The 25,572-nt window shown below is 64.6% G+C and carries 24 protein-coding genes and 1 tRNA gene; 14 read left to right on the forward strand and 11 right to left on the reverse strand.

Going from position 1 to position 25,572, the window contains the following annotated elements; translation table 11 throughout:
• Window positions 1-71 precede the first annotated feature (71 nt).
• A complete protein-coding gene (locus FHS50_RS02055; RefSeq protein ID WP_183932733.1) occupies window positions 72-1,334 on the forward strand; it encodes a metal-dependent hydrolase family protein in 1,263 nt (420 codons plus the stop codon).
• Between the two features lie 86 nt (window positions 1,335-1,420).
• Window positions 1,421-1,861, forward strand: a complete 441-nt coding sequence (locus tag FHS50_RS02060; protein ID WP_183932734.1) for a DoxX family protein — start codon at window positions 1,421-1,423, stop codon at window positions 1,859-1,861.
• Window positions 1,862-1,910: 49 nt separating this feature from the next.
• On the opposite strand, the gene FHS50_RS02065 is transcribed toward FHS50_RS02060, so the two are convergent.
• From FHS50_RS02065 to FHS50_RS02080, 4 genes are all read right to left on the reverse strand, one after another.
• Complete coding sequence (locus FHS50_RS02065; RefSeq protein ID WP_183932735.1) at window positions 1,911-3,092, reverse strand: acetyl-CoA C-acyltransferase; 1,182 nt, start codon at window positions 3,090-3,092, stop codon at window positions 1,911-1,913.
• An 11-nt stretch (window positions 3,093-3,103) separates the two neighbouring features.
• The gene (locus FHS50_RS02070) at window positions 3,104-3,559 is read right to left on the reverse strand and encodes a MaoC family dehydratase (RefSeq protein ID WP_183932736.1); all 456 of its coding nucleotides are present in this window, start codon (window positions 3,557-3,559) and stop codon (window positions 3,104-3,106) included.
• 81 nt (window positions 3,560-3,640) lie between these two features.
• Window positions 3,641-4,849 (reverse strand): mechanosensitive ion channel family protein, encoded by a 1,209-nt coding sequence (locus tag FHS50_RS02075; RefSeq protein WP_183932737.1) that lies wholly within the window; start codon window positions 4,847-4,849, stop codon window positions 3,641-3,643.
• A gap of 32 nt (window positions 4,850-4,881) precedes the next feature.
• Complete coding sequence (locus tag FHS50_RS02080) at window positions 4,882-5,919, reverse strand: DNA topoisomerase IB (protein WP_265568886.1); 1,038 nt, start codon at window positions 5,917-5,919, stop codon at window positions 4,882-4,884.
• 71 nt (window positions 5,920-5,990) lie between these two features.
• Here FHS50_RS02080 and FHS50_RS02085 point away from each other — a divergent pair, with 71 nt between their 5' ends.
• The 5 genes from FHS50_RS02085 to FHS50_RS02105 all read left to right on the forward strand — a co-directional run bounded on the left by FHS50_RS02085 (window position 5,991) and on the right by FHS50_RS02105 (window position 13,900).
• A complete protein-coding gene (locus tag FHS50_RS02085) occupies window positions 5,991-6,542 on the forward strand; it encodes a type 1 glutamine amidotransferase domain-containing protein (RefSeq protein WP_183932738.1) in 552 nt (183 codons plus the stop codon).
• Between the two features lie 39 nt (window positions 6,543-6,581).
• On the forward strand, window positions 6,582-7,109 hold the full coding sequence (locus FHS50_RS02090; RefSeq protein WP_183932739.1) for a hypothetical protein: 528 nt from the start codon (window positions 6,582-6,584) through the stop codon (window positions 7,107-7,109).
• 326 nt (window positions 7,110-7,435) lie between these two features.
• Window positions 7,436-7,645 (forward strand): hypothetical protein, encoded by a 210-nt coding sequence (locus FHS50_RS02095; protein ID WP_183932740.1) that lies wholly within the window; start codon window positions 7,436-7,438, stop codon window positions 7,643-7,645.
• 103 nt (window positions 7,646-7,748) lie between these two features.
• Entirely contained in the window at window positions 7,749-9,740 is a 1,992-nt protein-coding gene (locus FHS50_RS02100; protein ID WP_265568887.1) for an autotransporter assembly complex protein TamA, read from the forward strand.
• Window positions 9,740-13,900 (forward strand): translocation/assembly module TamB domain-containing protein, encoded by a 4,161-nt coding sequence (locus tag FHS50_RS02105; RefSeq protein WP_183932742.1) that lies wholly within the window; start codon window positions 9,740-9,742, stop codon window positions 13,898-13,900. The genes FHS50_RS02100 and FHS50_RS02105 overlap by 1 nt, the downstream gene beginning before the upstream one ends.
• Window positions 13,901-13,903: 3 nt before the next feature.
• On the opposite strand, the gene FHS50_RS02110 is transcribed toward FHS50_RS02105, so the two are convergent.
• Both FHS50_RS02110 and glnA read right to left on the reverse strand, forming a co-directional pair.
• Window positions 13,904-14,836, reverse strand: coding sequence for a PilZ domain-containing protein (locus tag FHS50_RS02110; RefSeq protein ID WP_183932743.1), 933 nt, complete (start codon window positions 14,834-14,836; stop codon window positions 13,904-13,906).
• Between the two features lie 115 nt (window positions 14,837-14,951).
• Window positions 14,952-16,364 carry a type I glutamate--ammonia ligase gene (glnA, locus tag FHS50_RS02115; RefSeq protein WP_183932744.1) on the reverse strand — a complete coding sequence of 471 codons (1,413 nt, stop codon included), beginning with the start codon at window positions 16,362-16,364 and terminating at the stop codon, window positions 14,952-14,954.
• Between the two features lie 207 nt (window positions 16,365-16,571).
• Here glnA and FHS50_RS02120 point away from each other — a divergent pair, with 207 nt between their 5' ends.
• Window positions 16,572-17,882, forward strand: a complete 1,311-nt coding sequence (locus FHS50_RS02120; protein ID WP_183932745.1) for a CHASE3 domain-containing protein — start codon at window positions 16,572-16,574, stop codon at window positions 17,880-17,882.
• Here FHS50_RS02120 and FHS50_RS02125 read toward each other — a convergent pair.
• Together FHS50_RS02125 and FHS50_RS02130 are read right to left on the reverse strand one after the other, a co-directional pair.
• On the reverse strand, window positions 17,876-18,088 hold the full coding sequence (locus FHS50_RS02125) for a helix-turn-helix domain-containing protein (RefSeq protein WP_183932746.1): 213 nt from the start codon (window positions 18,086-18,088) through the stop codon (window positions 17,876-17,878). The two genes, FHS50_RS02120 and FHS50_RS02125, sit on opposite strands and share 7 nt — an antisense overlap.
• 11 nt (window positions 18,089-18,099) lie before the next feature.
• Entirely contained in the window at window positions 18,100-18,438 is a 339-nt protein-coding gene (locus tag FHS50_RS02130; protein ID WP_183932747.1) for a P-II family nitrogen regulator, read from the reverse strand.
• A gap of 141 nt (window positions 18,439-18,579) precedes the next feature.
• Between FHS50_RS02130 and FHS50_RS02135 the strand changes: the two genes are divergently transcribed.
• Window positions 18,580-19,335 (forward strand): phosphocholine cytidylyltransferase family protein, encoded by a 756-nt coding sequence (locus tag FHS50_RS02135; RefSeq protein ID WP_183932748.1) that lies wholly within the window; start codon window positions 18,580-18,582, stop codon window positions 19,333-19,335.
• Here FHS50_RS02135 and map read toward each other — a convergent pair.
• On the reverse strand, window positions 19,332-20,162 hold the full coding sequence (map, locus tag FHS50_RS02140) for a type I methionyl aminopeptidase (RefSeq protein ID WP_183933852.1): 831 nt from the start codon (window positions 20,160-20,162) through the stop codon (window positions 19,332-19,334). The genes FHS50_RS02135 and map overlap by 4 nt on opposite strands.
• A 122-nt stretch (window positions 20,163-20,284) precedes the next feature.
• Between map and FHS50_RS02145 the strand changes: the two genes are divergently transcribed.
• Complete coding sequence (locus FHS50_RS02145) at window positions 20,285-21,040, forward strand: competence/damage-inducible protein A (RefSeq protein ID WP_183932749.1); 756 nt, start codon at window positions 20,285-20,287, stop codon at window positions 21,038-21,040.
• Between the two features lie 127 nt (window positions 21,041-21,167).
• Here FHS50_RS02145 and FHS50_RS02150 read toward each other — a convergent pair whose 3' ends face one another.
• Window positions 21,168-21,512, reverse strand: coding sequence for a hypothetical protein (locus FHS50_RS02150; RefSeq protein WP_183932750.1), 345 nt, complete (start codon window positions 21,510-21,512; stop codon window positions 21,168-21,170).
• Window positions 21,513-21,586: 74 nt separating this feature from the next.
• Here FHS50_RS02150 and FHS50_RS02155 point away from each other — a divergent pair, with 74 nt between their 5' ends.
• Together FHS50_RS02155 and FHS50_RS02160 are read left to right on the forward strand one after the other, a co-directional pair.
• Window positions 21,587-23,443 carry a cation:proton antiporter gene (locus FHS50_RS02155; protein ID WP_183932751.1) on the forward strand — a complete coding sequence of 619 codons (1,857 nt, stop codon included), beginning with the start codon at window positions 21,587-21,589 and terminating at the stop codon, window positions 23,441-23,443.
• The gene (locus tag FHS50_RS02160) at window positions 23,440-24,000 is read left to right on the forward strand and encodes an OmpA family protein (protein WP_183932752.1); all 561 of its coding nucleotides are present in this window, start codon (window positions 23,440-23,442) and stop codon (window positions 23,998-24,000) included. Before FHS50_RS02155 ends, FHS50_RS02160 begins: the two co-directional genes overlap by 4 nt.
• A 16-nt stretch (window positions 24,001-24,016) precedes the next feature.
• On the opposite strand, the gene FHS50_RS02165 is transcribed toward FHS50_RS02160, so the two are convergent.
• A tRNA-Gly gene (locus tag FHS50_RS02165) sits at window positions 24,017-24,090 on the reverse strand.
• A gap of 92 nt (window positions 24,091-24,182) precedes the next feature.
• Here FHS50_RS02165 and FHS50_RS02170 point away from each other — a divergent pair.
• Together FHS50_RS02170 and FHS50_RS02175 are read left to right on the forward strand one after the other, a co-directional pair.
• Window positions 24,183-24,743, forward strand: a complete 561-nt coding sequence (locus FHS50_RS02170) for an HD domain-containing protein (RefSeq protein WP_183932753.1) — start codon at window positions 24,183-24,185, stop codon at window positions 24,741-24,743.
• 31 nt (window positions 24,744-24,774) lie between these two features.
• The gene (locus tag FHS50_RS02175; protein WP_183932754.1) at window positions 24,775-25,572 is read left to right on the forward strand and encodes a TlpA disulfide reductase family protein; all 798 of its coding nucleotides are present in this window, start codon (window positions 24,775-24,777) and stop codon (window positions 25,570-25,572) included.

Raw genomic sequence — 25,572 nt, forward strand, 5'->3', positions numbered from 1 at the left:
GGGCCTCGCGCTTGGCAAGGCTTGCAAAAGCGATGGACGCTCGCCAGCATCGCCGCCGAAAGGGAGCCTCGATGAAGAAACTTGCCATTCTTGCCGCGCTGTTGGGCACGGCATCCCCGGCCATCGCCGCCGAAACCATTCTAGCCGGAAATCTGATCGCCGACACCTCTGAAGGCCCGATCGGCCCCGCGACGATTACCGTCGACGACGGTCGCATCGTCAGCGTCGTGAAAGGGATCAACCGCCCCGCCGATGGCATCGTCCATGACCTGTCGGACAAGACCGTGATGCCGGGCCTCATCGACATGCACGTCCATATCACCGGCGACCCGTCGGGCGATTATTGGAAAGCCGCCACCACCCCCGACAGCTGGGGCGTGATCGTCGGGGTGAAGAATGCCGAAAAGACGCTGAAGGCGGGCTTCACAACTGTCCGCGACCTGGGGCCGCGCGGCAGCGACAGCGCCTTCGTCCTCCGGCGCGGCATCGCCGAAGGCTATGTGCAGGGACCGCGCATCATCGCGTCGGGTCCCAGCATCTCGATCGTCGGCGGGCATGGCGACGTCAACGGCTTCCGCCCCGACGTCAACGAATTGCTCGACGATGGCTTCAACTGCACCGGCGCAGTCGAATGCGCCGAGAAGGTGCGGCTGGCCAGCCAGAATGGCTCGGACGTCATCAAGATTACCGCCACCGGCGGCGTGCTCTCGCAGCAGGGGCGCGGCCTCGAAGCGCATTTCACCGATGCGGAGATGAAATCGATCGCCGACACCGCCCATTCGCTTGGCCTCAAGGTCGCCGCCCATGCCCATGGCGCGCGCGGAATCGAGGCCGCGGCGCGGGCAGGCATCGATACCATCGACCATGGCACTTATGCCGACGAGCGTGCGCTGCGCGCGATGAAGGCCAATGGCTCCTATTTCGTGCCCACGCTCGCGGCCTTCGAAGGCGTGCGACAGGGGATGGCGGAAGGCCGCTACACTCCCGTCGTCAACGCCAAGATCCGCGAGGTCATGGACCAGGTCGGAGAGCCGATCCGCCCCGCGCTCGACATGGGCGTCAAGGTTGCCTTCGGCACCGATGCCGGAGTCTTTCCCCATGGCGAGAATGCCATGGAGTTCCGCTTGCTCGTCAATGCCGGCATGACGCCCCAACAGGCCCTGTCCAGCGCCACGCTGGTCGCTGCCGAGGCCTTGGGAATGGAAAACGAGATCGGCCGGATAGCACCTGGCTACAGCGCCGATATCATCGCCTTCGACGGCGACCCTTATGCCGATGTGACGGTGCTGGAAGAGGTCGACTGGGTGATGGCGCGGGGCCGGGCAGCGAATTGACCTTGCGGCTAATGGCGCCTTCCCGACATTTCTGCTAAAAATCCCGTTCGGATCGCATTGGCGGACGTAAAAGGGAGTGGTGCACTATGAACGGAATTCGCGATTATCTATCGCCCCTGGCCCGGGTTTTTCTGGCGGCCGTGTTCATCGTTTCAGGTTTCGCCAAGATCGGGGAATATGAGGCAACGGCAGCCTATATGGAAAGCCAGGGCGTGCCCGGCCTCCTGTTGCCACTGGTCATCCTCACGGAAGTGGGCGGGGGCTTGATGGTCGTGTTGGGCTGGCATGCGCGAACCGCGGCCCTGCTTCTGGCAGGCTTCAGCCTCCTGTCGGGTATTCTCTTCCACCTCGTGCCTGCCATGGAAGCGAGCGGCGCCGAGCAGATCGGCCAGATGGCGCATTTCTGGAAGAATACGGCGATCGCGGGTGGCATGCTCTTGATCGTCGCCAATGGTCCGGGCCTCTTCTCGATGGAAAAGACGCCTTATGGCGAGCCCGAACGGGACGATGAAAGCAAGTGGAGCTAGGAACAAGGGGAGGGAAGGGCAGCTCGGCCTTCCCTCCCTGCCTTGATCCCTAGAGAACCTCGAACAGTCCGGCGGCCCCCATGCCGCCCCCCACGCACATGGTGACAACGACATATTTGGCGCCGCGACGCTTGCCTTCGATCAGCGCGTGGCCAGTGCAGCGCGCACCCGTCATGCCATAGGGGTGGCCGATCGAGATCGAGCCGCCATTGACGTTGAGGATGCTGTCATCGATGCCCAGCTTGTCGCGGCAGTAGATGACCTGCACCGCAAAGGCTTCGTTCAATTCCCAAAGGCCGATGTCGTCGATCTTGAGGTCGAATTTCTTCAGGAGGGCGGGGATGGCGAAGATGGGGCCGATGCCCATTTCGTCGGGTTCGGCACCGGCCACCGCCATGCCGACATAGCGGCCGAGCGGCGTGAGGCCCTTCTTCGCGGCCACGCCCGCTTCCATCAGCACGCTTGCGGAGGATCCGTCCGACAGCTGCGAGGCATTGCCCGCGGTGATCGTCGCGCCCGGCCCCATCACCGGCTGGAGCGAAGACAGGCCCTCGAGCGTGGTCGAGGGGCGATTGCCTTCGTCCTTCTCGATGGTGACTTCCTGCATCGAGGTCTCGCCGCTTTCCTTGTCCTTGACCATCATCATGGTCTTTACGGGCACGATTTCGTCATCGAACTTGCCCGCTTCCTGCGCGGCGGCGGTACGCTGCTGCGACTGGAGCGCATATTCGTCCATCGCCTCGCGGCTGATGCCATAGCGCTTGGCGACCACTTCGGCGGTCTCGAGCATCGACATGTAGGTGGCATTGTGCATGCCGATGAGTTCCTTGTCGGGGGTCACGCGCATCTCTGGCGTCTGCACCGTCGAAATGCTTTCGAGGCCCCCGGCCACGACCACGTCCTGCCGGTCGGTGATGATCTGCTTGGCGGCGGTCGCGATGGTCATGAGGCCCGACGAACATTGGCGGTCGATGCTCATCCCGGGGACCGAGACGGGCAGGCCCGCACGCAGCGCCACGAGCCGCGCGATATTGGGGGCCTGGCTACCCTGCTGGAGCGCGGCGCCCATCAGACAATCCTCGACCTCGCCGCCATCGACCCCGGCGCGGCGCACCGCTTCCTTGACCGCATGGCTACCCAGCGTGGGGCCAAGCGTGGCATTGAAGGCGCCCTTGTAGGCCTTTCCGATGGGGGTGCGGGCAGTCGAGACGATAACGGCATCGCGGGACATAGATGGTCTCCTCAGGTGATGATCAGGCCGAGCCAGTCGGCCAGCAAAGCGGGCTTTTCCTCGCCCTCGATTTCGACGACGACCGAATGGGTCAGGAGCCATTGGCCCGGCGCCTTTTCGCGAACGTCGGTCATGGTGAAACGGCCCCGCACGCGCCCGCCCGATGGCACCGGCGCAAGGAAGCGCACCCGGTCGAGGCCATAATTGACCGCCATCTTGAGCGTGTCTGGCACCAGCATGACGTCGGCCGCCATGCGCGACAACAGGCTGAGCGTAAGAAAACCGTGCGCGACGGTTCCCCCGAATGGGGTCTGCGCCGCCAGCGCGGGTTCAACGTGGATGAATTGGTGGTCGTCGGTGGCCTCGGCGAAACGATCGATCCGCTCCTGCTCGACCGCGATCCAGTCCGAGACACCGATTTCGGTGCCGACGGCGGCCTGGATGGCATCGAGGCTGGTGACGGGCATGCGAGCCTAATAGGCTTTCCGTTTACGTAAACGCAAGCCCGTTTTCTCCTGCAACCGATTCCATGGCCTTGATCACCGGTCCTAGCTTTTCTCGGTCGGCGGCGGCGCGACCGGGAAGCCGTTCTCGGGATAGGGCATGATCATCGTGCCATCAGGCGCAGAGGTGAAGGTCGTCTGCGTCGGATAGGCGAACTCGATGCCCTTGCCGTTGAAGATCTCGAGGATGCGGATGCAGATCTGGCTCTTGATGCCGACGATCTCGTTCCAGTCCTCCGAATGATGGTCGTAGACCAGTTCGAAATCGATCGAACTGTCGCCAAAGCCCGTGCAGACGATACGGACAATGTCGATGTCCTCGTAGGGCTCGACCGCCTCGGTGACGATTGCCTTCATCTGGGCCAGCACCTTGGGATCGGTCTGGTAGATGACGCCAAAGGGGATGGTGATGCGCCGGCTATGCGCTTCGGCAATATTGTTCACTTCCTGGTCGAGCAGCTTGGTGTTCGCCATGATCACCTGTTCGCCGGTGACCGCGCGAAGGCGCGTGGTCTTGAGGCCGATCTTCTCGACCGTGCCGGTGGTGGTGCCGTAGCGGATCGTGTCGCCCTTGCGGAAAGGCCGGTCGAACACGATCGCCAGCGCCGCGAACAGGTCGGAGAAGATGCCCTGCGCGGCAAGACCGATGGCGATACCACCGATACCGAGACCCGCGACCAGCGTGGTGACGTTGACGCCGAGATTGTCGAGAATGACGATGAAGGCGATCGCGAAGGCGGTGATGTTCACCAATACGCGAATGAGGCTCAAGGCATTGGCAAGCGTCGATTCCCGGTCGCCATCGTCGACTACCTTCGACACCACCACGCCAAGGATCAGCTCGCGCGCCCAGATCGCGGCTTGGATCGCCAGGACGATGATGAAGGCGACATGGAAGATTTCCTCCACGTCCTCGGAAATGTCGGTGTGCGCGGCGACGATATGCGCGGCGGTAACGACCATGAAGGTAATCGTGGTCTTGGCGAGCACGCCCGCGATGATCGCTTTCCAACTGGTGCGTTCGGGATCGCGGTGGAGGACGCCGCGACCGATCGCGCGCAGGATGAGCATGATGCCCACCAGGCCCAGCGCCACGAGCCCGCCGAGCAGAAGTCCATCCCAATTGTCCCCGAACCAGCCGATCGTGTCCTGCACGGGCTGTTCCATGCTTGCGACGGTCTGTTCGACTGCCTCCGCATCTTCGGAAATGGATTCGATGGCTTCGTTGGCGAGTTGCTCGGTCGGACTGGTCATGGGGGGCTGTGTGGCGCTGATCGAGCCAAGTTTCAACCGCGCCGGAGACGCAGGTAGTCGCGCATCGACCGGCGAGGCAGCTTTCCATGGGGGTCGAGAAAGGCCAGCAAGCGGGTTTCCGAAAGGCTCAGATATTTGCGCTTGCGCCGCGGCAGCCGCTGTCCGTCGAACGGATCGTCGGGCCGTTCCTTGATTGCCTCGATGAGCTTCGGATGGATATAGCTAGAGCGCGCGACCGTGGGCGTATTACCCAGTGCTTCGGCCACCGGCTCGACCACCGATTTCAGCGTCAGGGGATCGTCCGAGGCAAGCACGTCGTGGATCTTCTCCATCGCCATCGCGCTCGCGCCCCATGTTCGGAACATCTTGGCTGTAAAATCCTCGCCGCTCAATTCCTGTAGATATTGATTGACGTCCGAACTGTCGATCGCGCGCGTTTCGCCATCATCGTCGAGATATTGGAATAGCTGCTGGCCCGGCAGGTCGTGGCAATCGCCGAGGATGCGCACGAGCGCGGGCTCGGAGATGGTCACATTTCGCTCGGTGCCATGCTTGCCCTTGAAATTGACCTTGAGCCGCGTCTTCAGCCGTTTGACATGGCCTCTCCGGAGGGTCGTCGCGCCGAAGCTCTTGTTCGACTTGGCATAGGTTCGGTTGCCGATGCGAATGAGCGAATTGTCGATGAGCGTCAGCGCTGCCGCGAGCACGGTTTCGCGGGTCAGCTTGCGGCGGCGAAGCTGCTGGGTGAGCTTCTTGCGGATGCGGGGCAGGGCATGGCCGAACGCCGCGCAGCGCTCGAACTTGGCGGCTTCGGCGGCGGCGCGATAATCGTCATGATAGCGATATTGCTTACGCCCCTTGTCATCCACGCCCGTCGCCTGGATATGGCCGTCGGCGTCCTTGCAGTACCAGACATCGTCATAGGCAGGCGGGATGGCCAGCGCATTGAGCCGTTCGATGATCTCGGGATCATCGATATGCTTGCCATTCTCGTCTTGATAGCTGAAGCCCTTGCCGCGCCGGACGCGGCAATATCCGGGTTCGCTGTCGTTGGAATGGCGCAACTGCACGGCTGGCGGGTCCTTTCGCAGGCGACAAGGCCGGAACGACAGCTTCGGTTCCACTGAACGGGAGAGATTGCATGATTGATCTGGGCGGCAAGGCGATCCTCATCATGGCCACGCACGGCTTCGAGGAAAGCGAACTCACCGGGCCGCGCGAACTTCTCTCGCGGGCGGGCGCGACGGTGAAGATCGCTGCCCCGTCGATGGACCCGATCCAGGCCCGCGTGCATGACGAGCCCACGATCAAGGTCGACCCCGACATGACGATCGACGAGGTCGATATCGACGATTTCGACGCGCTGATCCTGCCCGGCGGGGTGATCAACCCCGACAGCCTGCGCCGCGATGAAAAGGCGGTCGCGCTGGTCCGTCGGTTCGACGCCGCCGGAAAGGTCGTCGCCGCGATCTGCCATGGCCCGTGGATGCTGGTCGAAGCCGACGTGCTGCGGGGTCGTCGCGCCACCAGCTGGCCCTCGATCCGTACCGATATGCGCAATGCCGGGGCGGAATTGGTCGACGAAGCCGCTTGCGTCGACGGACGCATGGTCACCAGCCGCCAGCCCGAGGATGTTCCGGCATTCTGCGACGCGATTTCGCGCCTTCTTTGCGGCGACGAAAAGAGCCGCTGATAAAGCGATCTTTACCCTTTCGGCCTAAGCTCCATGTCCATGAACGACATGCAAGGCCGACTTGATTCGATGATCGACGTGGCGGCAGCGCTGGTGATGGCGCTGGCGGGCGGATGGTCGATGCTCATGCTTTTCCCCGACCTGGGGCTGGCGGCGACCGGCGGGGCGGCGCTCCTTGTCTTCGCCATGACCCACGCCGTGATGCGGCTGGTGGGGCGGCCGTTGGTGCTTGGCCGGGTCAAACCCCACCCGATCGCCCCGCTGCCCTTCGACGAAGAGGCTTGGGCAGGCGATGCACGCGACGAAGCCGCGCCTCCGCCTGTCATTCCGGCGGAAGACGAACCTCTCGTCCTCGACGACATTCTCGCGGAAATGGCCCCCTCGTCACGGGTCGTGCGCCTTTTCGCCCCCGAGGAAGTGCCCACCGCCGGAGAATTGAAGGAGCGGATCGACCGCCATCTCGAAGGCCCCGAAGAAAGGATCGAGCGCCCCACTCCGGTCGAACTGCCCGACGCCAGCGAACGGCTCGCCGCCGCAATGGGACGGGCACGGATGGAGCGCGATTAGGCTTCCTCCAGAGTCAAAGCCGCGACCCTCAGTTCGATCGATCCGCCGGGCATGATCGTGGCCCCGACCCGCCCACCGCGATTAATCCGCGCGTCGTGTCCGCAATGGTCGCAAGAAGAGTTCTTGACGTTCGCCGGCCAATTTTGGGCGGCGAACGGTTTCGCTTCGGGAACCGCCTCCCGCGCGTCGACGGCGCGGCGGGGATGAATCCCAGCGCTTCACTCCATGGGCGAGAACGCGATGGGAACTGAATCCAACATGGTTACCGTTCCGTTGACCGCCTTTGGTGGCCCTTCTGGAAAGGCGCGTCCGCTAATAGCGGCGGCATGGACAGTCTATTCATTTCCGGCCCCGCCGCCGTTGCCGACGCGGCCCAGTTAATCGAGACCTATGGCGACGATGCCGGGCTCGAAGCGGCCGCTCGCGCCGAGAAAAGCCGCTCCAACGACAATATCCACCGCTTCTGCCACTGGCGGCAGATCGAGCGGATGATCGCCGCTTTCGCGCGGCAGGACGTCTCCGGCACCGTCCATTAGGCGCGTCGGGCCATAAGGCGGATCAGGACGGCCGCTCCCGCCTCACGAAATGTTGGCCTCATATCCCAAGCGACGCTACAGCCGATAGTCGATGGGATCGGTTGTGAGCCATACCCCGGCGCACCTCGCGCTGTTGGCAGCGTGCGGCGTCGTCGCGGTGGCCGCGCCCGCATATGCGCAGGACGGCGCCACTCCCGGGAACGAACAGGAAGCGCCGCTTCCTCCGGTCGACGTCGATAGCCCGCTCGATCCCTTGCCGGGCCTCGATCTCGAATGGCCCGAACTCGACAGCGACCCGCCCTTGTCGGACACGCCTGCCGCCCTCACCGATGTCGCCGACGAGATCCGTTACGAAGTCCGGCTGACGGGCCTTCCCGAAGGCAGGAAAGACGAGATCGAAACCGCTTTCGAGGCGCAGTCGGCGCTGGAAGCCGGCGACGGCGAGGCAGTCAATGCCGTGCAGGTCGACCGCCGTGCGCGCGCTGACCGCGAATTGCTCCAGGAATTGCTGCGCTCGGTGGGCTATTATGATGCTGAGGTGCGGCCCGACATCCGCCCGCGCGAAGGCGCTCCGCTGGCGGTCACTCTCGATGCCGAACCCGGCGCGCTCTACCGCTTCCAGTCGGTCGAGCTGCCGGGCCTCGAAGCGGCAGGCGAGGCAGCACCACGGCTCCGCGAGGCCTTTGCGGTCAAGGCCGGCGATCCGGTCGATGCCCAGGCAGTTATAGACGCAGGCGCCGCGCTCGACCTTGCGCTTGGCGAAGAAGGCTTCGCTCGCGCCCGCATCGGCGAACAGCAGGTCGTCATCGACCATGAACGCCGCACGGCTACGCTGGTGCTTCCGGTAACTCCGGGTCCGGCCTCCCAATTCGGCCAGATCCGGGTCGAGGGCAGGCCGCCCTTTCCCGCTTCGCATGTCGCCGACATCGCGCGCTTCGACCCCGGCGATCCCTATCGCCGCTCGCTGGTCCAGGACCTGCGCCGCGCGCTCGTCGCGACGGGGCTCGTCGCCTCGGTCAATATTGAACCCGAGGCGAGCGATGATGGCGAGGTCATCGATCTCGTCGTGACGCTCCAGCCCGCGCCCCCGCGCACCATCGCGGGCGCGGTCGGCTACAATACGGGTGAGGGCTTTCGCATCGAGGGAAGCTGGGAACATCGCAACCTCATCAATCCCGAAGGCGCCTTCACCGCCCGCGCAGTGCTCGGCACGCAGGAACAGCTGGCCGCACTCGGTATGCGCTTCGGCAACTGGCGCCGCCGCGACCAGTCGCTCTCGCTTTCGGCGCTGGCGGGCAGCATCGACCGTCCCGCCTATAATGCCGATACGGTCGTCCTCACCGCCGGCGTCGAACGCAGCAGCAATTTCATCTGGCAAAAGCCCTGGACCTATTCGGCGGGGGTCGAACTCATCGCGTCGGACGAAACCGACCGGATCGTGCTCGAACCTCCGCCCGGTATGACCGATCCCGAGATCATCAGCCGCCGCGAAACCTTCTTCATCGGCGCGCTTCCGCTGCGGCTCCATTATGATGGCAGCGACGATCTGCTCGATCCCGGCAAAGGTTTCCGCCTCGGCGGATGGGTCAGTCCCGAAGTCAGCCTCGACGGCTCCACGCGCACCTATCTGCGCGCGCAAATCGATGGCAGCCTCTACCAGCCTGTTGGCGAGAAAATGATCCTGGCGGGTCGAGCGCGCGTCGGCTCGATCTTCGGCGCGGGGCTCGATGACATTGCGCCCTCGCGCCGTTTCTACGGCGGCGGAGGCGGCTCGGTGCGCGGCTTCGAATATCAGGCGATCGGCCCACGCGACCCCTTCTTCAACGATCCGAGCGGCGGACGAAGCCTGACCGAAGTCGCGCTCGAAGTGCGTTACCGGCTCAATGAAAGCTGGGGCGTGGTGCCCTTCATCGACGCGGGGCGCGTCTCGCGCGATCCCTGGCCCGGACATCGCGACTTCCGTTTCGGCGCCGGCATCGGCGTTCGCTATTATACCAGCTTCGGCCCCATTCGCATCGACGTCGGTACTCCTCTCAACCCGCGCGAAGGCGATGCCGCGGTGGCGGTCGCCGTGTCGCTGGGACAGGCTTTCTGATGGCCGAAGAGGAAATTGAGGCGCCATCCGCCGTCCCACGGCGCAAGCCCTGGTATCGTCGGCTGGCACGCGAAACGGGCTGGCTCCTGCTCATCCTTGCTGGGCTTTTCGCGCTCGCCCTCGCCGCGATCGACAGCGCACCGGGAAAACGCTTCCTCGCCGACCGCATCGCGGCAATGGAGACCGCCTCGGGCCTTTCGGTGCGGATCGGACGCATCGAAGGCTCGATCTACGACCGCGCGGTACTCCGCAATGTCGAGGTGCATGACACCAAGGGCGTCTTCCTCACATCGCCTGCCATCACCCTCGAATGGGCGCCCTTCGCCTGGCTCTATAACAAGCTGCACATCGACGAATTAAGCGCCGAGACCGTCCGCCTCGAACGGCTTCCGGTGACCAGGCCCTCCCGGCGCGAGGGGCCGATCCTGCCGGGTTTCGACATCCACATCGGCAAGCTCTCGATCAATGATATGGTCATCGGTCCCGCAATCGGTGGAGAGGAGCGGCGCGGCAAACTCGCGGGCCGCGTGGACATTCGCGCGGGCCGGGCGCTCGTCGATCTCAAGGCCGCGGTCGAAGGCGGCGACCGCCTCGCCATCCGGCTCGACGCATCGCCCGACGACAACCGGCTCGACCTCGGCGCGCGGGTGGTCGCACCCGCCGACGGCGTGCTCGCGGGGCTTCTTGGCCTGCCGGCCGACGCCGAACTGGCATTGGTGGGCAAGGGCGACTGGGCCAACTGGTCGGGCAATGCCGACATCATGATGGGCGAAGTGCAGCTTGCCGACCTGGCGCTCACCGCGCGCAATGGCGACTATGGCATCACGGGCACCGCAAGGCCCGCCGCCCTCCTCGACGGCACGCTGAAGAGCCTTCTCGCAGGGCCGCAGAGGATCGATGCGACTGGGCGGTTCGACGAACGCCGCCTCTCGGGCGAAGCCTCGCTGCGCGGCGCCGCGCTTGACTTCGTGGCGCGCGGCGCGGTCGATCTCGGTAACAATCGCTACGAAGATGTGCGCGTCGCGGCGCAGCTCAAGCGTCCCTCCGCGCTTCTGCCCACGCTCGGCGGGCAGCCAGTGCGCCTTGCCGCCACGCTCGACGGGCCGATGGACAATATGGCCTTCACCTACCGCCTGCGCGGCGCGGCGACGCAAATCGATACTTACCGCCTCGAAAATTGGCAGGCCGACGGGCGTGGCCGCTGGGGCCTGCCGCCGGTGCGTGTCCCGCTCACGCTGACCGCCGCACGGGTGAGCGGCGGGGGCGACTTGGTCACCGACATCTTCAGCGCGGTGAAACTCGAAGCCTTGCTGCAGGTCTCGCCCACCAGCATCCGCGCCGATGACGCGCGGCTTCAGACGCGACGCCTGCGCGCGCTGGTCGATCTGTCGCTCGACCTGTCCAATGGCGATTTCGACGTCGCGATCGACGGGCGCATGGCGGGTTACGAACTGCCGGGCATCGGGCGCATGGACATCAGCGCCGACCTTTCGGTGCGCCCCGCGCCGGGCGGCGGGACCCGGCTGGCAGGGCCGGTGCGGGTCGACGTGCGCCGCCTCGACAATGGCTTCTTCCGTGGTCTTACCGGCGGCAATCCGACACTGACCTCGCAGATATCGCTCGGGCCTGACGGCATTCTGCGCCTCGGCGACCTTCGCCTCGCGTCACCGGAAGTCAATCTGCGCGGCAACGGCCTGCGCCGCCGCGACGGCACTTTCTACATCGAGGCGCGGGGCGAGCAGGCGGGCTATGGCCCGGTCGAGGTCACCCTCGACGGCAATATCGCCCGGCCTGAAATCAGCCTGCGGCTCGAACGTCCCAATGAAGCGCTGGGCCTGAACGATGTCGCGATGACGCTGCGCCCGACCCGCGAGGGATTCGATTTCACCTCGGGCGGCGGATCGCGCTTCGGCCCCTTTGCCGCGACGGGCGCGATTCTTCTGCCGGCAGGTCGCGATGCCCGCATCGAGATCGCGCGCCTCGATCTCGCGGGCAGCAGCGGCTCGGGAAGCATCGCCATCGTCGAAGGGGGCTTCGACGGACAACTCGCGCTCCAGGGCGGCGAAGTCGGCGGCACGGTCACGCTGAAGGCAATAAAGGCAGGGCAGCGCATCGACCTCGACCTCACTCTCGACCAGGCCGACTTCCCGGGTCCGCCCGCCATGCGCTTCGCCAGCGGGCGGGTCGATGCACGGCTGCTTCTCACGCCCGATGGCGGAATGCAGGTGGCGGGAACGCTTGATGTCCGCCGTGCGCGGATCGCCGGCATGACCTTCGGACGGGTCGAAGCGCAGGGATCGCTGCGCGACGGCACGGGCAGCGTCTCGGCCCGGCTCGCGGGCCTGCCGGGCTCCAATTTCAATTTCAATCTCGACGCCGCGATCGCCTCCGACCGGATCGCGCTGAAGGGCGAGGGCGCGCTCGACCGGGTGCCGATCCGCCTCGCCAACGCCGTGCTCAGCCGCGACGGCAGCGACTGGCTACTGTCCTCCGCGCGGCTTTCCTATGCAGGCGGGCAGGCGAGCCTTGCCGGGCGCTTCGGGCAAACGACGCGGATCGATGCCTCGCTCAAGGACCTGCCGCTCTCGATCTTCGACCTTGCCGATCCCGATCTTGGTCTCGGCGGCAAGGCGAGCGGCTCGCTCGACCTCGACCTCGGGCCGCGCCGCAGCGGCAATGCCGATCTCCAGATCAAGGGCTTGAGCCGCTCGGGCCTCGTGCTTGCTTCGCGCCCCATCGATGTCGCTCTCAAGGCCAAGCTCGAACCCGACCAGCTCGGTATGCGCGCGGTGATTGGTCTCGACGGCAAGCGGATCGGCCGCGCACAGGCGCGGCTGTCACCGCTGGGCAATGGCGATCTCGTCGCCGACCTGATGCGCGCCCCAATTGTCGCCCAGCTTCGCTACGATGGCCCCGCCGATACGCTCTGGCGCCTGTCGGGCTTCGAACTGTTCGATCTTTCGGGCCCCATGGCCGCGGCGCTCGACGTGCGCGGAAGCCTTCTGTCGCCCGACATCTCGGGTGCCGTGCAGCTGAAAGGCGCGCGGCTGGAAAGCCCGGTCACCGGCATGGTGCTGCGAGGGGTGCAGGCCTCTGGCCACTTCGACGGCTCGCGCCTCCGGATCGCCGACCTGCGCGGTGCGACCCCCGGCGGCGGCTCGGTGAGCGGCGCGGGACAGGTCATCATCGGCCCGGCGGGCGTGGGGATGGACCTGTCGTTCGAAACGCAGAAGGCGGCGATCCTTGCCCGCGACGACATCGCCGCTTCGGTGACGGGGCCGATCCGCGTGCGCTCCTCGGGCAATGGCGGCACGATCAGCGGCAATCTTCGCCTCGACGAAGGCAAGTTCACGCTCGGGCGTGCCGGAACGGTCGCCGCGGTGCCGCGCATCGAGGTGGTCGAGCGGGGCCTTCCACCCGAGGAAGTGATCGAACGAACGAGCCTCGCGCCCTGGGCGCTGGACCTCGACGTGAAGGGGGGCCCGCTCGAGGTCCGCGGCCTCGGGATCGACAGCAGCTGGCGCGCCGACCTCGCGATCGGCGGCACCATTCTCGCGCCCCGGCTGAGGGGCGTCGCTACCCTGCGGCGCGGCGAATATAATTTCGCGGGACGCAATTTCGATCTCACCGAAGGCGAGATCCGCTTTCGCGGCCAGAACCCGCCCGATCCGCTGCTCAATATCGTCGCGGAATCGCAGCTTCGCGATCTCACCGCCACGGTCGCGGTCGCGGGCACCGGCCTCAATCCGCAAATCAGCTTCACGAGCGTGCCCGCTCTGCCCGAGGACGAACTGCTCGCCCGGCTGCTGTTCGGCACCTCGATCACCAATCTCTCGGTCGCCGAGGCAGCGCAACTGGGCGTCGCGGTCGCCAGCCTGCGCGGCGGGGGAGGGGGCCTCGACCCCATCAATTCGATCCGCGAAGCGATCGGGCTCGACCGCCTGCGCATCCTCCCTGCCGACGTCGCGACGGGCCAGAAGACCGCGGTCGCGGCAGGCAAATATATCACTCGCCGCCTATTCGTCGAAGTGATCAGCGACGGACAGGGCTATACCGCCACCCAGGCCGAGTTCCAGGTCACGCGATGGCTGTCGATCCTCGCGGCGATCGACAGCATCAACCGGTCAGGCGCCAACGTGCGGATTTCCAAGGATTATTAGCGCCTAGCGCTTGATGAAGCCTTCCAATTCCTCGCTCAGTTCGTCGAGCGAGGCGGGCATCCAATGATCGACCCATGGCGATGAAGGCGGCGGCGTCTTGCGCAGATAGTCGGGCGCCGTCCAACTCGGCGGGCCCGCGACTTCGGGCCGTGCATCGGCCAGCCGCGCCACATCATAGGGCTCCTCGAAGATCAGCCCCGCCTGTCCGCCCCGCGACCAGGAAACGAAGCTGAACAATTGCCCGGCTGCGCCAAGGTCGAGAAGCAGACCCGCATCGACCGGCAGGCCGATGCCGCAATCGATCATCGCCCCGGTCTCGGAGATGTTGCGCAGCCGCACCTGATGCGTGTCATGCTCGTAATGGATGCTGCCCGACCAGATCAGCGGGTGACGCTTGGCAACCCGCGTTTCGCCACCCGCGCGCCGTCGTTTGTGCGTTCCACCGGTCGAGGACTGGCCCACATCAATATCGCGCACCGCATGCTGGGGGAAGCTCTTGCGGATGGTCGACAGGAGGATGCTGTCGCGCATTGCCGGATCGCAGCCGAATTGTGTCTCGGCGGTGAATTCCAGTCCCGCGCGGTCGGCACGCAGCCATCGCACTGCGCATTCGACCAAGCCGCCGTCCCCGAAATCGAGCATCACCGGCTGCCACAGTTCCAGCGCAAGGTCACAGCGGATCATCGCCCCGCCTTGGCTGACATTGATGAGATCGGCAACATGTTCGCATTGGTCATGTGTGACGAGGACGACCTGCTCGGCCTTCAATCGGTGACGGTCGCCGCCGCGCGTGTTGCCACCGCGATTCGCACTACGCTTGATCGAAACCGAGGTGAGATCGTCGAAACGCGACTGCCCGTTACCCTTCCGGGGAAGAAGAGGGCCGTCGTCATCCCTTGCGGGCGGTTGGCCGATACGCTGGCGAAAACTGTTCATACATGACAACCCTTGCGGAATTCGGTCGCGCGCAACCTAGTCCCGCAAGGGTTACGATATCTTTAGGATCGCGGTTAATCCTGCGATTGAATGTTAATTTAACAGCCGCCCGTGATCAGGCGCTGTAATACATGTCGAATTCGGCGGCGGTCGGCGTGGTTTCCCAACGCATCACTTCTTCCCACTTCAATTCCATATAGGCATCGATCTGGTCGTCGGTGAACACCTCGCCCTGCGTAAGGAATTCGCGGTCCTTGTCGAGAGCGACAAGCGCTTCGCGAAGCGATCCGCACACGGTCGGAACATCGACCAGTTCCTGCGGCGGCAGGTCGTATAGATTCTTGTCCATCGCCTCACCCGGATGGATGCGGTTCTGGATCCCGTCGATGCCCGCCATGAGCAGCGCCGAATAGGCCAGATAGGGATTGGCCATCGCGTCGGGGAAGCGGAATTCGACGCGCTTGGTCTTTTCGCCCGCGCCATAGGGAATCCGGCACGATGCCGAACGGTTGCGGCTCGAATAGGCCAGCAGGACTGGCGCCTCGAAGCCCGGCACCAGCCGCTTGTAGCTGTTGGTGGTGGGATTGGTGAAGGCATTGAGCGCACGGGCATGCTTGACCACCCCGCCGATGAAATAGAGCGCGGTTTCCGAAAGCCCCGCATAGCCATCGCCCGCGAACAGCGGCTTGCCGTCCTTCCAGATCGACATGTGCGTGTGCATCCCCGAACCATTGTCGGTGGCAATGGGCTTGGGCATGAAGGTCGCGGTCTTGCCATAGGCATGGGCGACCATGTGGACGACATATTTGTAGATCTGCATCCGGTCGGCGGTCTCGGTCAGTTCGCCATAGGTAAGGCCCAGTTCGTGCTGCGCGGCGGCGACTTCATGGTGATGCTTGTCGCACGGCAGGCCCATTTCCAGCATGGTCGAGACCATCTCGCCGCGAATGTCCGACGCGCTGTCGACCGGCGCGACCGGGAAATAGCCGCCCTTCTCGCGCGGGCGGTGCCCCATATTGCCACTCTCATATTCGCGATTGGCGTTGGTCGGCAGTTCGATGTCGTCGATCTTGAAACCGTTGCCATTATAGCCGTCGTAGAAACGCACGTCGTCGAACATGAAGAATTCGGCTTCGGGGCCGACATAGATGGTGTCGCCGATGCCCGTATTCTTGAGGAAGGCCTCGGCGCGCGTCGCGGTCGAGCGCGGATCACGTGCATAGAGTTCGCCCGTCGCCGGATCGACCACGTTGCAGAACAGGACCAGCGTCGGGGTCGCCATGAACGGGTCGACATAAAGGGCGTCGAGGTCGGGCCGCAGGATCATGTCGCTTTCGTTGATCGCCTTCCAGCCCTGGATCGAAGAGCCGTCGAACATGAAGCCGTCGGCCAGCTGGTCCTCGTCAAGCGCCGAGGCGACCATCGAGAGATGCTGCCACTTTCCCTTGGGGTCGGTGAAGCGCAGGTCGACATATTCGATTTCTTCGTCTTCGATCCGCTTGAGTACGTCTTTTGCCTGCGTCGCCATGATACTGCCTGCTCCATCTCGATGAGGGTTTCGCCAGCCAACGCCCGTCGGCCCGCGATGTTGCGAAGGGATTCCACGCAGGCCGCTTCCCGGCAAGCGCGATTGCGGCGGCGGTGAACAATTCACGGGCGATGCGCAGCCGGAACGATTGAAGCCAATTCTCGTTCGCCCATCATGCCAAGGGAAATCGTGCCGGGGCGCTGGCAAATGCGCCGCCTTTTGTTGATGGGCCCGAGGGTACCGAGCCTCATCCTCCTGCTCCTCGTCGCCGCCGCTATTGCCGGAATCGTCCTGTCCTTGGTCACCACCTTCGAGGCCGAGCGCGAGCTGCGCGACCAGGTTGGCCAGACCAACGACATCCTCGCCGAACTCCGCAACGTGCAGCGCGCCGCTACCGATGCAGAGGCGGGCCAGCGCGGCTATGTTCTCACCGGCGACGAACGCTATCTCGAAAATTACCGCAGTGGGGCCGACGTGGCGCTCCCTGCTCTTGAGCAATTGGAAGACCGGATCGGCCCTTACCCCTCGGAGGTACAGGAAGACGGCCTCGCTCGCTTGCGCCGCGCGGTCACTTCCAAGATGCGCGAACTGGAAATCGGCGTCGACCTCGTTCGCCAGGGCCAGCGCGAGGACGCAATGCGCTGGGTCGACACCGATACCGGGCTCGAACTGATGGACGAGATCCGCTCGGTCACCGAAGCAATGGAAAATCACGAACAATCGGTGCTCGCCGACGATCTCGAAGCGGTCGAACGCGCCGCCGCGCGCACCCAGCCGATCATCCTGATCCTCTCGGCGCTCGTTCTTGCCTTTCTCGCGATCGGACTCTTCGGATCGATGCGGATGCTCCGCGCCGAACGGGCCGCCCGCCGCGCCGAAAGCGATCGCCGCGCGCGCGAACAGGCCGACCTCCTGGCCCGCGAACTCAATCACCGGGTGAAGAATATCTTCGCGGTGGTGCAGGCGGTGGTCGGCAGCACGCTGCGCAGCGAGGAGGAAGTGCAGGCCGCCGCCCAAAAGGTCAGTGAGCGGATTCAGGCGCTGTCGATCGCGCATGAAGTCAGCCAGGGCGCGCTCGACCGTCCGACCGCCAGCCTCGAACTGCTGCTCGAAACAACGCTCGCTCCCTATGACGATCCGCGCCGCACGCTCGAAATCGACGGCCCCGCGGTCGAGCTTGCCAATGACCAGATCACCCCCATCGGCATGATCGTCCATGAACTCGCCACCAATGCGATCAAATATGGCAGCTGGTCAGTCGATGACGGCGCGGTCGAGATCCACTGGACCGCCGAGCCGGTGGGCAACAATGGCGTCCGCGTCGAATGGCATTGGCGCGAAAAGGGCGGCCCCGTGCCCCAACCGAACGAAGGCACGCGTCGCAGCGGTTTCGGCTCGCGCATGATCGACATGTCGGTGCGGCAGCTGGGCGCCAGCTACGAGCGCGAATGGCTCGACGAAGGCCTGCATGTCCGCCTCGTCTTCAGCCTTTCGGTCGATGGTGCGGGAAATCAGTAGGAACGACGCTGGGCGCTCAACAGCATCCGGAGCAGCATCGCCACCGGACGCGGCACCCCGACCTTGCCTTCGAGCCACAGGCTCACCGCCGAACGGCTGACCCCGATCGCTTCGGCCAGCTGGCCCTGCGTCCGATAGCCCAGCGCGCGCATTGTGCGGCGCAATTCGTCGGGGCTCATCGAGGCGAGGCGGGGATCGCTGGTCATCGGCCCTTCTCTTAAAGCGCGTCCACGTCGCGGTCGCCGGTGCGAATGCGGATCGCCTCGTCGATGGTCGAAACGAAGATCTTGCCATCGCCGATGCGCCCCGTGCGCGCGGCATGTTCGATCGCTTCCACCACGCGCGCGGCCTGGTCTTCCTCGACCACCACCTCGACCTTCACCTTGGGAAGGAAATCGACCACATATTCGGCGCCGCGGTAGAGTTCGGTATGCCCCTTCTGGCGGCCGAACCCCTTCACCTCGGTGACGGTCAGGCCCGACACGCTCGCATCGGACAAGGCATCCTTCACATCGTCGAGCTTGAAGGGCTTGATGATGGCTTCGATCTTTTTCACGGGATCATATCTCCAAGGCTGCCCGCCAACCGAATAGCCGTGCAAAGGCAGGCCGCAAAGGGGCTTTGGCGCGCAAATCCACGCCATTTTATGTCTTTCTTGCCCAAAGCCTGCCGCAATTGCCCGTCAAAGGGCAAGGTTATGAAAGCGATCATTCTCTCCGCCGGCCAGGGATCACGGCTGGGCGCGCTCACCCATGAGCGGCCCAAGTGCCTGATCGAATTCAATGGCCGCACGCTTCTCGACCGCCAGCTCGACACGCTCGACAAGAATGGCGTCGAGGAAGTAACGGTGGTCACCGGTTTTCGCGACGATGGGATCGAGGAATCGCTCGCGCGCCGCACCGGCGGGCCGCAAGTGAAGACGATCTTCAATCCCTTCTTCAAGGTCGCCGACAATCTCGGCAGCCTCTATGTCGCCCGCGCCGCGCTCGAAGGCGACACGCTCGTCTGGAACGGCGACACGCTGGTCTCTGACGCGCTGATGGCTGCGGTCCTCGAAAACCGGCAGGAAGGCATCTGCGTCACCATCGACCGCAAGCCTTCCTATGACGATGACGACATGAAGGTCGTCACCGGCCAGGACGGCCTTCTCCACGCCATCGGCAAGCGCTTGCCGATGCGGGCGGTCAATGCCGAATCGATCGGACTGCTCGCGTTCCGCGGCGATGGTGCCGAACGCTTCCGCCGCGCGGTCGAAGAGGCCATCCGCAGCAAGGAAGGCACGACCATCTGGTATCTGCGCGTGATCCACCAGCTCGCGCAGAGAGAGGATATCCACACCCTCGACATCCAGGGCCATGAATGGGGCGAAGTCGACTTCCCCGAGGATGTCGATGCCGCGCGCGAACTCACCGCCCGCTGGGACGCAGCCCAGCGCGACGTCGCCGCCGCTTAAGCGTAGGGCGGCTTGGCGAGGCCCTTGGGGCTCTTGGTGAAAATCTCGTGACCGTCTTCGGTAATCCCGATCGAATGTTCGAACTGGGCCGACAATGAGCGGTCGCGGGTGACCGCGGTCCAACCGTCATCGAGAAGCTTCACGTCGGCCCGGCCGATATTGATCATCGGTTCGACGGTGAAGAACATGCCGGGCTTGAGTTCGGGACCCGTGCCGGGACGGCCCGCATGGACCACTTCGGGGCTGTCGTGGAACAGTCGCCCGAGACCATGGCCGCAGAAATCGCGCACCACGCCATAACGATGCTTTTCGGCATGGCTCTGGATGGCATGCGAAATATCGCCCAGCCGGTTGCCGGGCTTCGCCTGCTCGAGGCCGAGCATCAGGCATTCATAGGTCACCGCGACAAGGCGCTGCGCCTTCACATTGGGCTTTCCGACGAAATACATGCGGCTGGTATCGCCATGCCAGCCATCGAGGATCGGCGTGACGTCGATATTGACGATATCGCCGTCCTTGAGCTTCTTGTCCGAGGGGATGCCATGGCACACGACATGGTTGATCGAGGTGCAGCAGCTCTTGGTATAGCCGCGATAACCCAGTGTCGCGGGCACCGCGCCGGCATCGAGGGTCATCGAATGGACGATGCTGTCGAGTTCGCCCGTGGTCACGCCCGGCACCACATGGGCGACCAGCGCATCGAGGATCTCGGCGGCAAGCCGTCCGGCCTTGCGCATGCCTTCGAAGCCTTCGGGGCCATGCAGCTTGATCACGCCATTTTTCGGCTCGACCCGGTCCTCGGGCCCGACATGGATATATTCGGTCATGGCCGCGATATAGGCGAGCTTGCCGCCGATTGCGAGGCAGGAGCCGTCAAGCGCGATTTTCAGGGGCAAAGCAGGCCCTCCCGGCCTTCCCGACCGCTCCGCTTTCGGGCATGGATGCGGCCATGGGACGAATCTACACCGCTGCCTTGTGCATCATCGGGGACGAGATCCTCTCGGGCCGCACGCAGGACCGGAATGTCGCCCAGATCGCGCAATGGCTCAACGTGCAGGGCATACGCCTCGCCGAGGTCAGGGTGGTGCCCGATGTCGAGGAAAAGATCGTCAAGGCGGTCAACGAATTGCGCGACGAAAATGACTATCTCTTCACGACTGGCGGCATCGGCCCAACGCATGACGATATCACGGTCGATGCGATCGCCGCGGCGCTCGAAGTGCCAGTCGTCGAACATCCCGAAGCCCGCGCGATGCTCGAGAATTATTACGCCAGGATCGGCGGCGAGCTGACCGAGGCCCGCTTGCGCATGGCGCGGGTGCCAGAGGGCGCCGACCTCATTCCCAATCCGGTTTCGGGCGCTCCCGGGATCAAGGTCGCCAACATCTTCATCATGGCGGGCATCCCCCACATCACCGCGGGGATGCTCGAAGGGCTGACCGGCACCTTGGAAGGCGGCAATCCGCTCGTCTCCGAAACGGTCGGTGCTTTCGTTCCCGAAAGCGAGGTCGCCGATATGCTGCGCGAAGTGATGAAGCGCTATCCCGACACCGCGATCGGCAGCTATCCCTTCTTCAAGGACGGCAGGGTCGGCTCCAATTTCGTGGTACGCGCCGAAGATGGCGAAGTGGCGAAGCGCTGCGCGAACGAGCTGGCGGAAAAGCTCGACACCGCCGGTTTTCCGAGTGTCCCCGGCGGCATCTGACCCTTTCGGGTATGGAGCGGGGGAGGGGCAGAAACCTCCGGGGACCGGACACAGCAGCCGGCGGGAGGGCCCAAGCTGCCTTATTCCCATTCGTGCGCGCTCTGGGTCCGGTTACAGGCGCACGCGATTATTTTTCGAGTGAACGATACCAGTCGGCATACGGCGTGTTCTCGGCCATGCGCCGGTTGTAGTCGGGCGCGCCATCGTCCCACCAGGGATCGCCCCGCTCGCCCAACGCATGTTTGGCCGCATCGACCGCTTGCCGTGCTTTCTCGCGCGCCGCGGCATCGCCCGCGGCCATCGCCCGGCCCTTGGCACTGCGTGCCCGCATCAACTCGGTCACCAGCCCCCGCCGCTTTTCTTCGGGCAGCGAAGGATCGCTCATCCGCCACAAACGACCGCGCACCACGAAATAGCGTCCGTCGGGCGTGACCGGGTGGCGGGCAGGGGGCCTGCTTGATCCTTGGCTCATGAACAGGCAATCGGAACGGGCGCGTTTCTGTTCCGTTAACTGCAGGAATTCAGAAGAAAGCCGGGGCACCCTCTTTGGACCAACATCATCTTATCGTCGCGATAGCGCTGATCGGCCTCGCGGGCATCGGCGCGCAATGGGTCGCATGGCGCACCGGCTGGCCGGCTATCGCCCTCATGCTGATCGCGGGGATCATTCTCGGTCCGGTGACGGGGCTCCTCCACCCGCATGAGGATTTCGGGGCGCTTCTCGAACCCATCGTCTCGGTGGCGGTCGCGATCATCCTGTTCGAAGGCGGGCTCAGCCTGCGATTTTCCGAGCTCAAGAAGGCTGGCGACGCGATCAAGCGGCTGGTGGTCATCGGGGTGCCCGTGGCCTGGGCCGCGGGGGCGGCCGCGCTTTACTATATCGCGGGCTTCGAATGGCCGGTGGCGATCCTCTTCGCAGGCATTCTCGTGGTGACGGGCCCGACCGTCATCATGCCGCTCCTGCGCCAGACCAATCTCTCCCAGCGCCCCAAGGCGATCCTCAAATGGGAAGGCATCGTCAACGACCCCATCGGCGCGCTGCTCGCCGTCATCACCTACGAATATCTGGTGCAGGCGCAGGCAGGCTCGACCTTTATCGACAACATGATCGGGCTGTTCTTCTCGATCATCGTCGCAGGCGCGATGGGCTATGGCGCGGCCTATGCGGTGCGCTGGACCTTCCCACGCGGCCTGGTTCCCGAATTTCTGAAAGCGCCGGTCTTGCTGGTCTTCGTCATCGGCACCTTCGTTCTTTCCAACCTCATCCAGCAGGAAACCGGACTGCTCGCGGTGACGGTGATGGGCATCGCACTCGCCAACATGAAACTGTCGAGCGCGCGCACTTATCTGCCCTTCAAGGAGAATATCACCATTCTCCTCGTCTCGGGCGTGTTCATCATCCTATCGGCCTCGCTCGATCTCGACGCGCTGGCGCAATTCCAGGGCCGCTGGTTCCTCTTCCTCCTTGCCTTGCTGTTCGTGGTGCGCCCGCTCACCGTGTTCATCAGCCTTGCCTTCACAAAGGTGCCATGGCGCGAACAGATCTTCATCGGCTGGATCGCTCCGCGCGGGATCGTGGCGGTCGCGATCACCGGCCTGTTCGCGCTGCGCCTCGACGAAATCGGCTATCAGGGCGGGCAATATCTGGTCACGCTCGCCTTCGCCGTGGTCGCCGCGACGATCATCGCGCACGGTTTCACGATCAAGCCGCTGGCGCGCATCCTGGGCCTGCACGGCGGCCCCTCGAATGGCGTGCTGATTGTCGGCGGGCAGAGCTTTTCCTTCTCGCTCGCCAAGATGCTGCTGCGCCTCGGGGTGCCGGTGACGATCGCCGATACCGGCTGGCAGCGGCTCGGCCCCGCGCGCGCCGCGGGCATCCCCATCTTCCATGGCGAAATCCTCTCCGAGGCGACCGAGGACGAACTGGATTTCGCGCAGTTCCAGGCGCTCGTCGCGACCACCGACAACGAAGCCTATAACGCTCTGGTCTGCAGCGAGTTCGCGCACGAGATCGGCTCGGACGCCGTCTACCAGCTCGGCGATGCGGCAGGCGACGACCCGCACGCTCTGTCCGAATCGCTGCGGGGCAGGGCGCTCTTCTCTAAGGGCCATGGCGTCGAGGATGTCGCCGCCGCCGAGACCAAGGGCTGGACGCTGCGCGCCATCGACCTCACCATCCGCCACGATTTCAAGGACGCCCTGTCGCGCCTGCCCGAAGAGGCGGACCTGCTGTTCATCCTGCGCGAAGACGGGCGGCTGCGCTTCATCACCCATGCCTCCCAGCCCGAAGGCCGGCCGGGCGACATCATCGTTGCCTATTGTCCGCCCGGCACGCCCGAACTGCACCTCGAAGTAACCGACAAGGCCGACGAAGAAGAAGACGAGAGCGAGGAAGTGAAATGACCGCCCGATTTGTACCCGCGATGATTGCCGCCCTGATGCTCGGTGCCTGCGCCGACCGCGACGATCGCGATGCCTCGCCCGACAATGGCCTCGTCAACGAAACCGGCAACACCCAGTCGATCCTCCGCGAGGAGGTGCGCGCCGAAATGGAGCCGCTCGAATCCGAAGTGACCCAGGGGCCGCGCCAGCTTCTTGTCGGCTTCCCCGATGGTGGAGCGGATTTGAGCGAGGAAGCCCGCGAGGCACTTGAAGCATTCGTCGACGAAGCATTGATCGAAAGCGATCTGCCCATCCGCCTGACCGGCCATAGCGACACCGTCGGCAGCGACGAGGCCAATTTTCGCGCGGGCGAAGCGCGGGCGCGCGCCGTCGCGGCTTTTCTCGAAGAGCGGGGCGTGGACAAGGCACGCATTCACGTCATCAGCCTCGGCGAAGGCAATCCGGCCCAGCCCAACTATCTCCCCGACGGCAGCGACAATGTGGAAGGTCAACGCGCCAACCGCCGCGTCGAACTGACGGTCGGCAAGGACGCCGCCCTCGACCGCGACCAGGACTAATCGGATTTCAGGGAAATGGAGCGGGTGAAGGGAATCGAACCCTCGTCTTAAGCTTGGGAAGCTCCTGCTCTACCATTGAGCTACACCCGCCAATTCCAGGCGGCCCATTTGGCAATCTGCCATCTTTTCGTCAATCACCGACTTTCCACGCGCCCAGCTTGGGGCGCCGATAGGAGATCAGCATGCTGACACGACGTTTCGACGAGGCTCTCGTCTATGCAAGCGAGGCGCATCGCGAACAGCGGCGCAAGGGCACGGACATCCCCTATGTCTCCCACCTGCTAGGCGTTGCCTCGATCGCGATCGAGAATGGCGCCGACGAGGATCAGGCAATCGCCGCCTTGCTCCACGACGCGGTCGAGGACCAGGGCGGCGCACCGCGCCTCGCTGACATCGAGAAACGCTTCGGGCCTCGGGTCGCACAGATGGTCGATCATTGCACCGATACCGATGCGCAGCCCAAGCCCCCGTGGCGCGCGCGAAAGGAAGCCTATCTCGCTTCGCTGGATCGAAAGCCCGAGGCATCGCTCGCGGTCGGGCTAGCGGACAAGACCCACAATGCCGGAGCGATCGTCGCGGATCTTCACGCGCACGGCGAACAGGTCTGGGGCCGCTTCAACGGCGGCAAGGAAGGCACGCTCTGGTATTATCGCTCGCTTGCCGACATTTTCGCGAAGAAGCTGCCCGGCATTAGCGCCCGACGCCTCGAACGGCTGGTCGCCGAAATGGAAGCGCTCGCTTGACCGGACTGCAGGCCAGCATGACGAAAACGCGATGACCGGTATCGTCCATATCGGCCCGCTGGCGCTAGCTGCCGACCGGTTGATCGCGCTCGCCGCGATCCTCCTGTTCCTCGTCATCGGCTCGCGCGAAAACTGGTTCGGCAAGCGCGCGGACCGAACCGCCTGGGCGGTCATGCTCGCCGGTCTCCTGTTCGCGAGGATCGGTTATGTCGTAGTCCATTTCGATGCCTTCCGCATCGATCCGATTGCCATCTTCAAGGTCTGGGAAGGCGGTTTCCGCATCGACTGGGGCATCGCCGCAGCGGCCGTGGTCGCCATCTGGAAGTCCAAGGGCGCGGCACGCCTGCGCTTTCTTTTCCTCATTGCCCTGGTCGCAGCGGCCAGCCTGTTGACGCTCGAGGCGCTGCGCCGCCCGCCGCCGCCGCTTCCCACGGTCCTCCTGACCGACATGGAAGGTCGCGGCCTCGCATTCCCCGCGAACATGGAAGGCCCCGCGGTCATCAATCTCTGGGCGAGCTGGTGCGGACCCTGCCGCGCCGAAATGCCTCTGCTGCGCGACATGGCCGCCGAACGCGAGGACGTGCGCTTCCATTTCATTAACATGGCCGAGGAGCCGGAGCAGGCAAGGCAGTTCGCCCGCTCGGTCGGTCTCGACGATGAGGATCTGCTGATCGATCCTGCGGCGCAGCTTGCCGAAACCTATGGCGGCGCGCTCCCGACTACCATCTTCGTGGCGGCGGACGGCTCGGTCCACTCGGTGCATTCGGGCGCGATTTCCCGCGCCGCCCTGTCCGAAGGGCTGGCGGCGATCGGGGAGGAGGCGCGCTAG

It is taken from the genome of Sphingomicrobium lutaoense, assembly GCF_014195685.1.
Taxonomy (GTDB): Bacteria; Pseudomonadota; Alphaproteobacteria; order Sphingomonadales; family Sphingomonadaceae; genus Sphingomicrobium; species Sphingomicrobium lutaoense.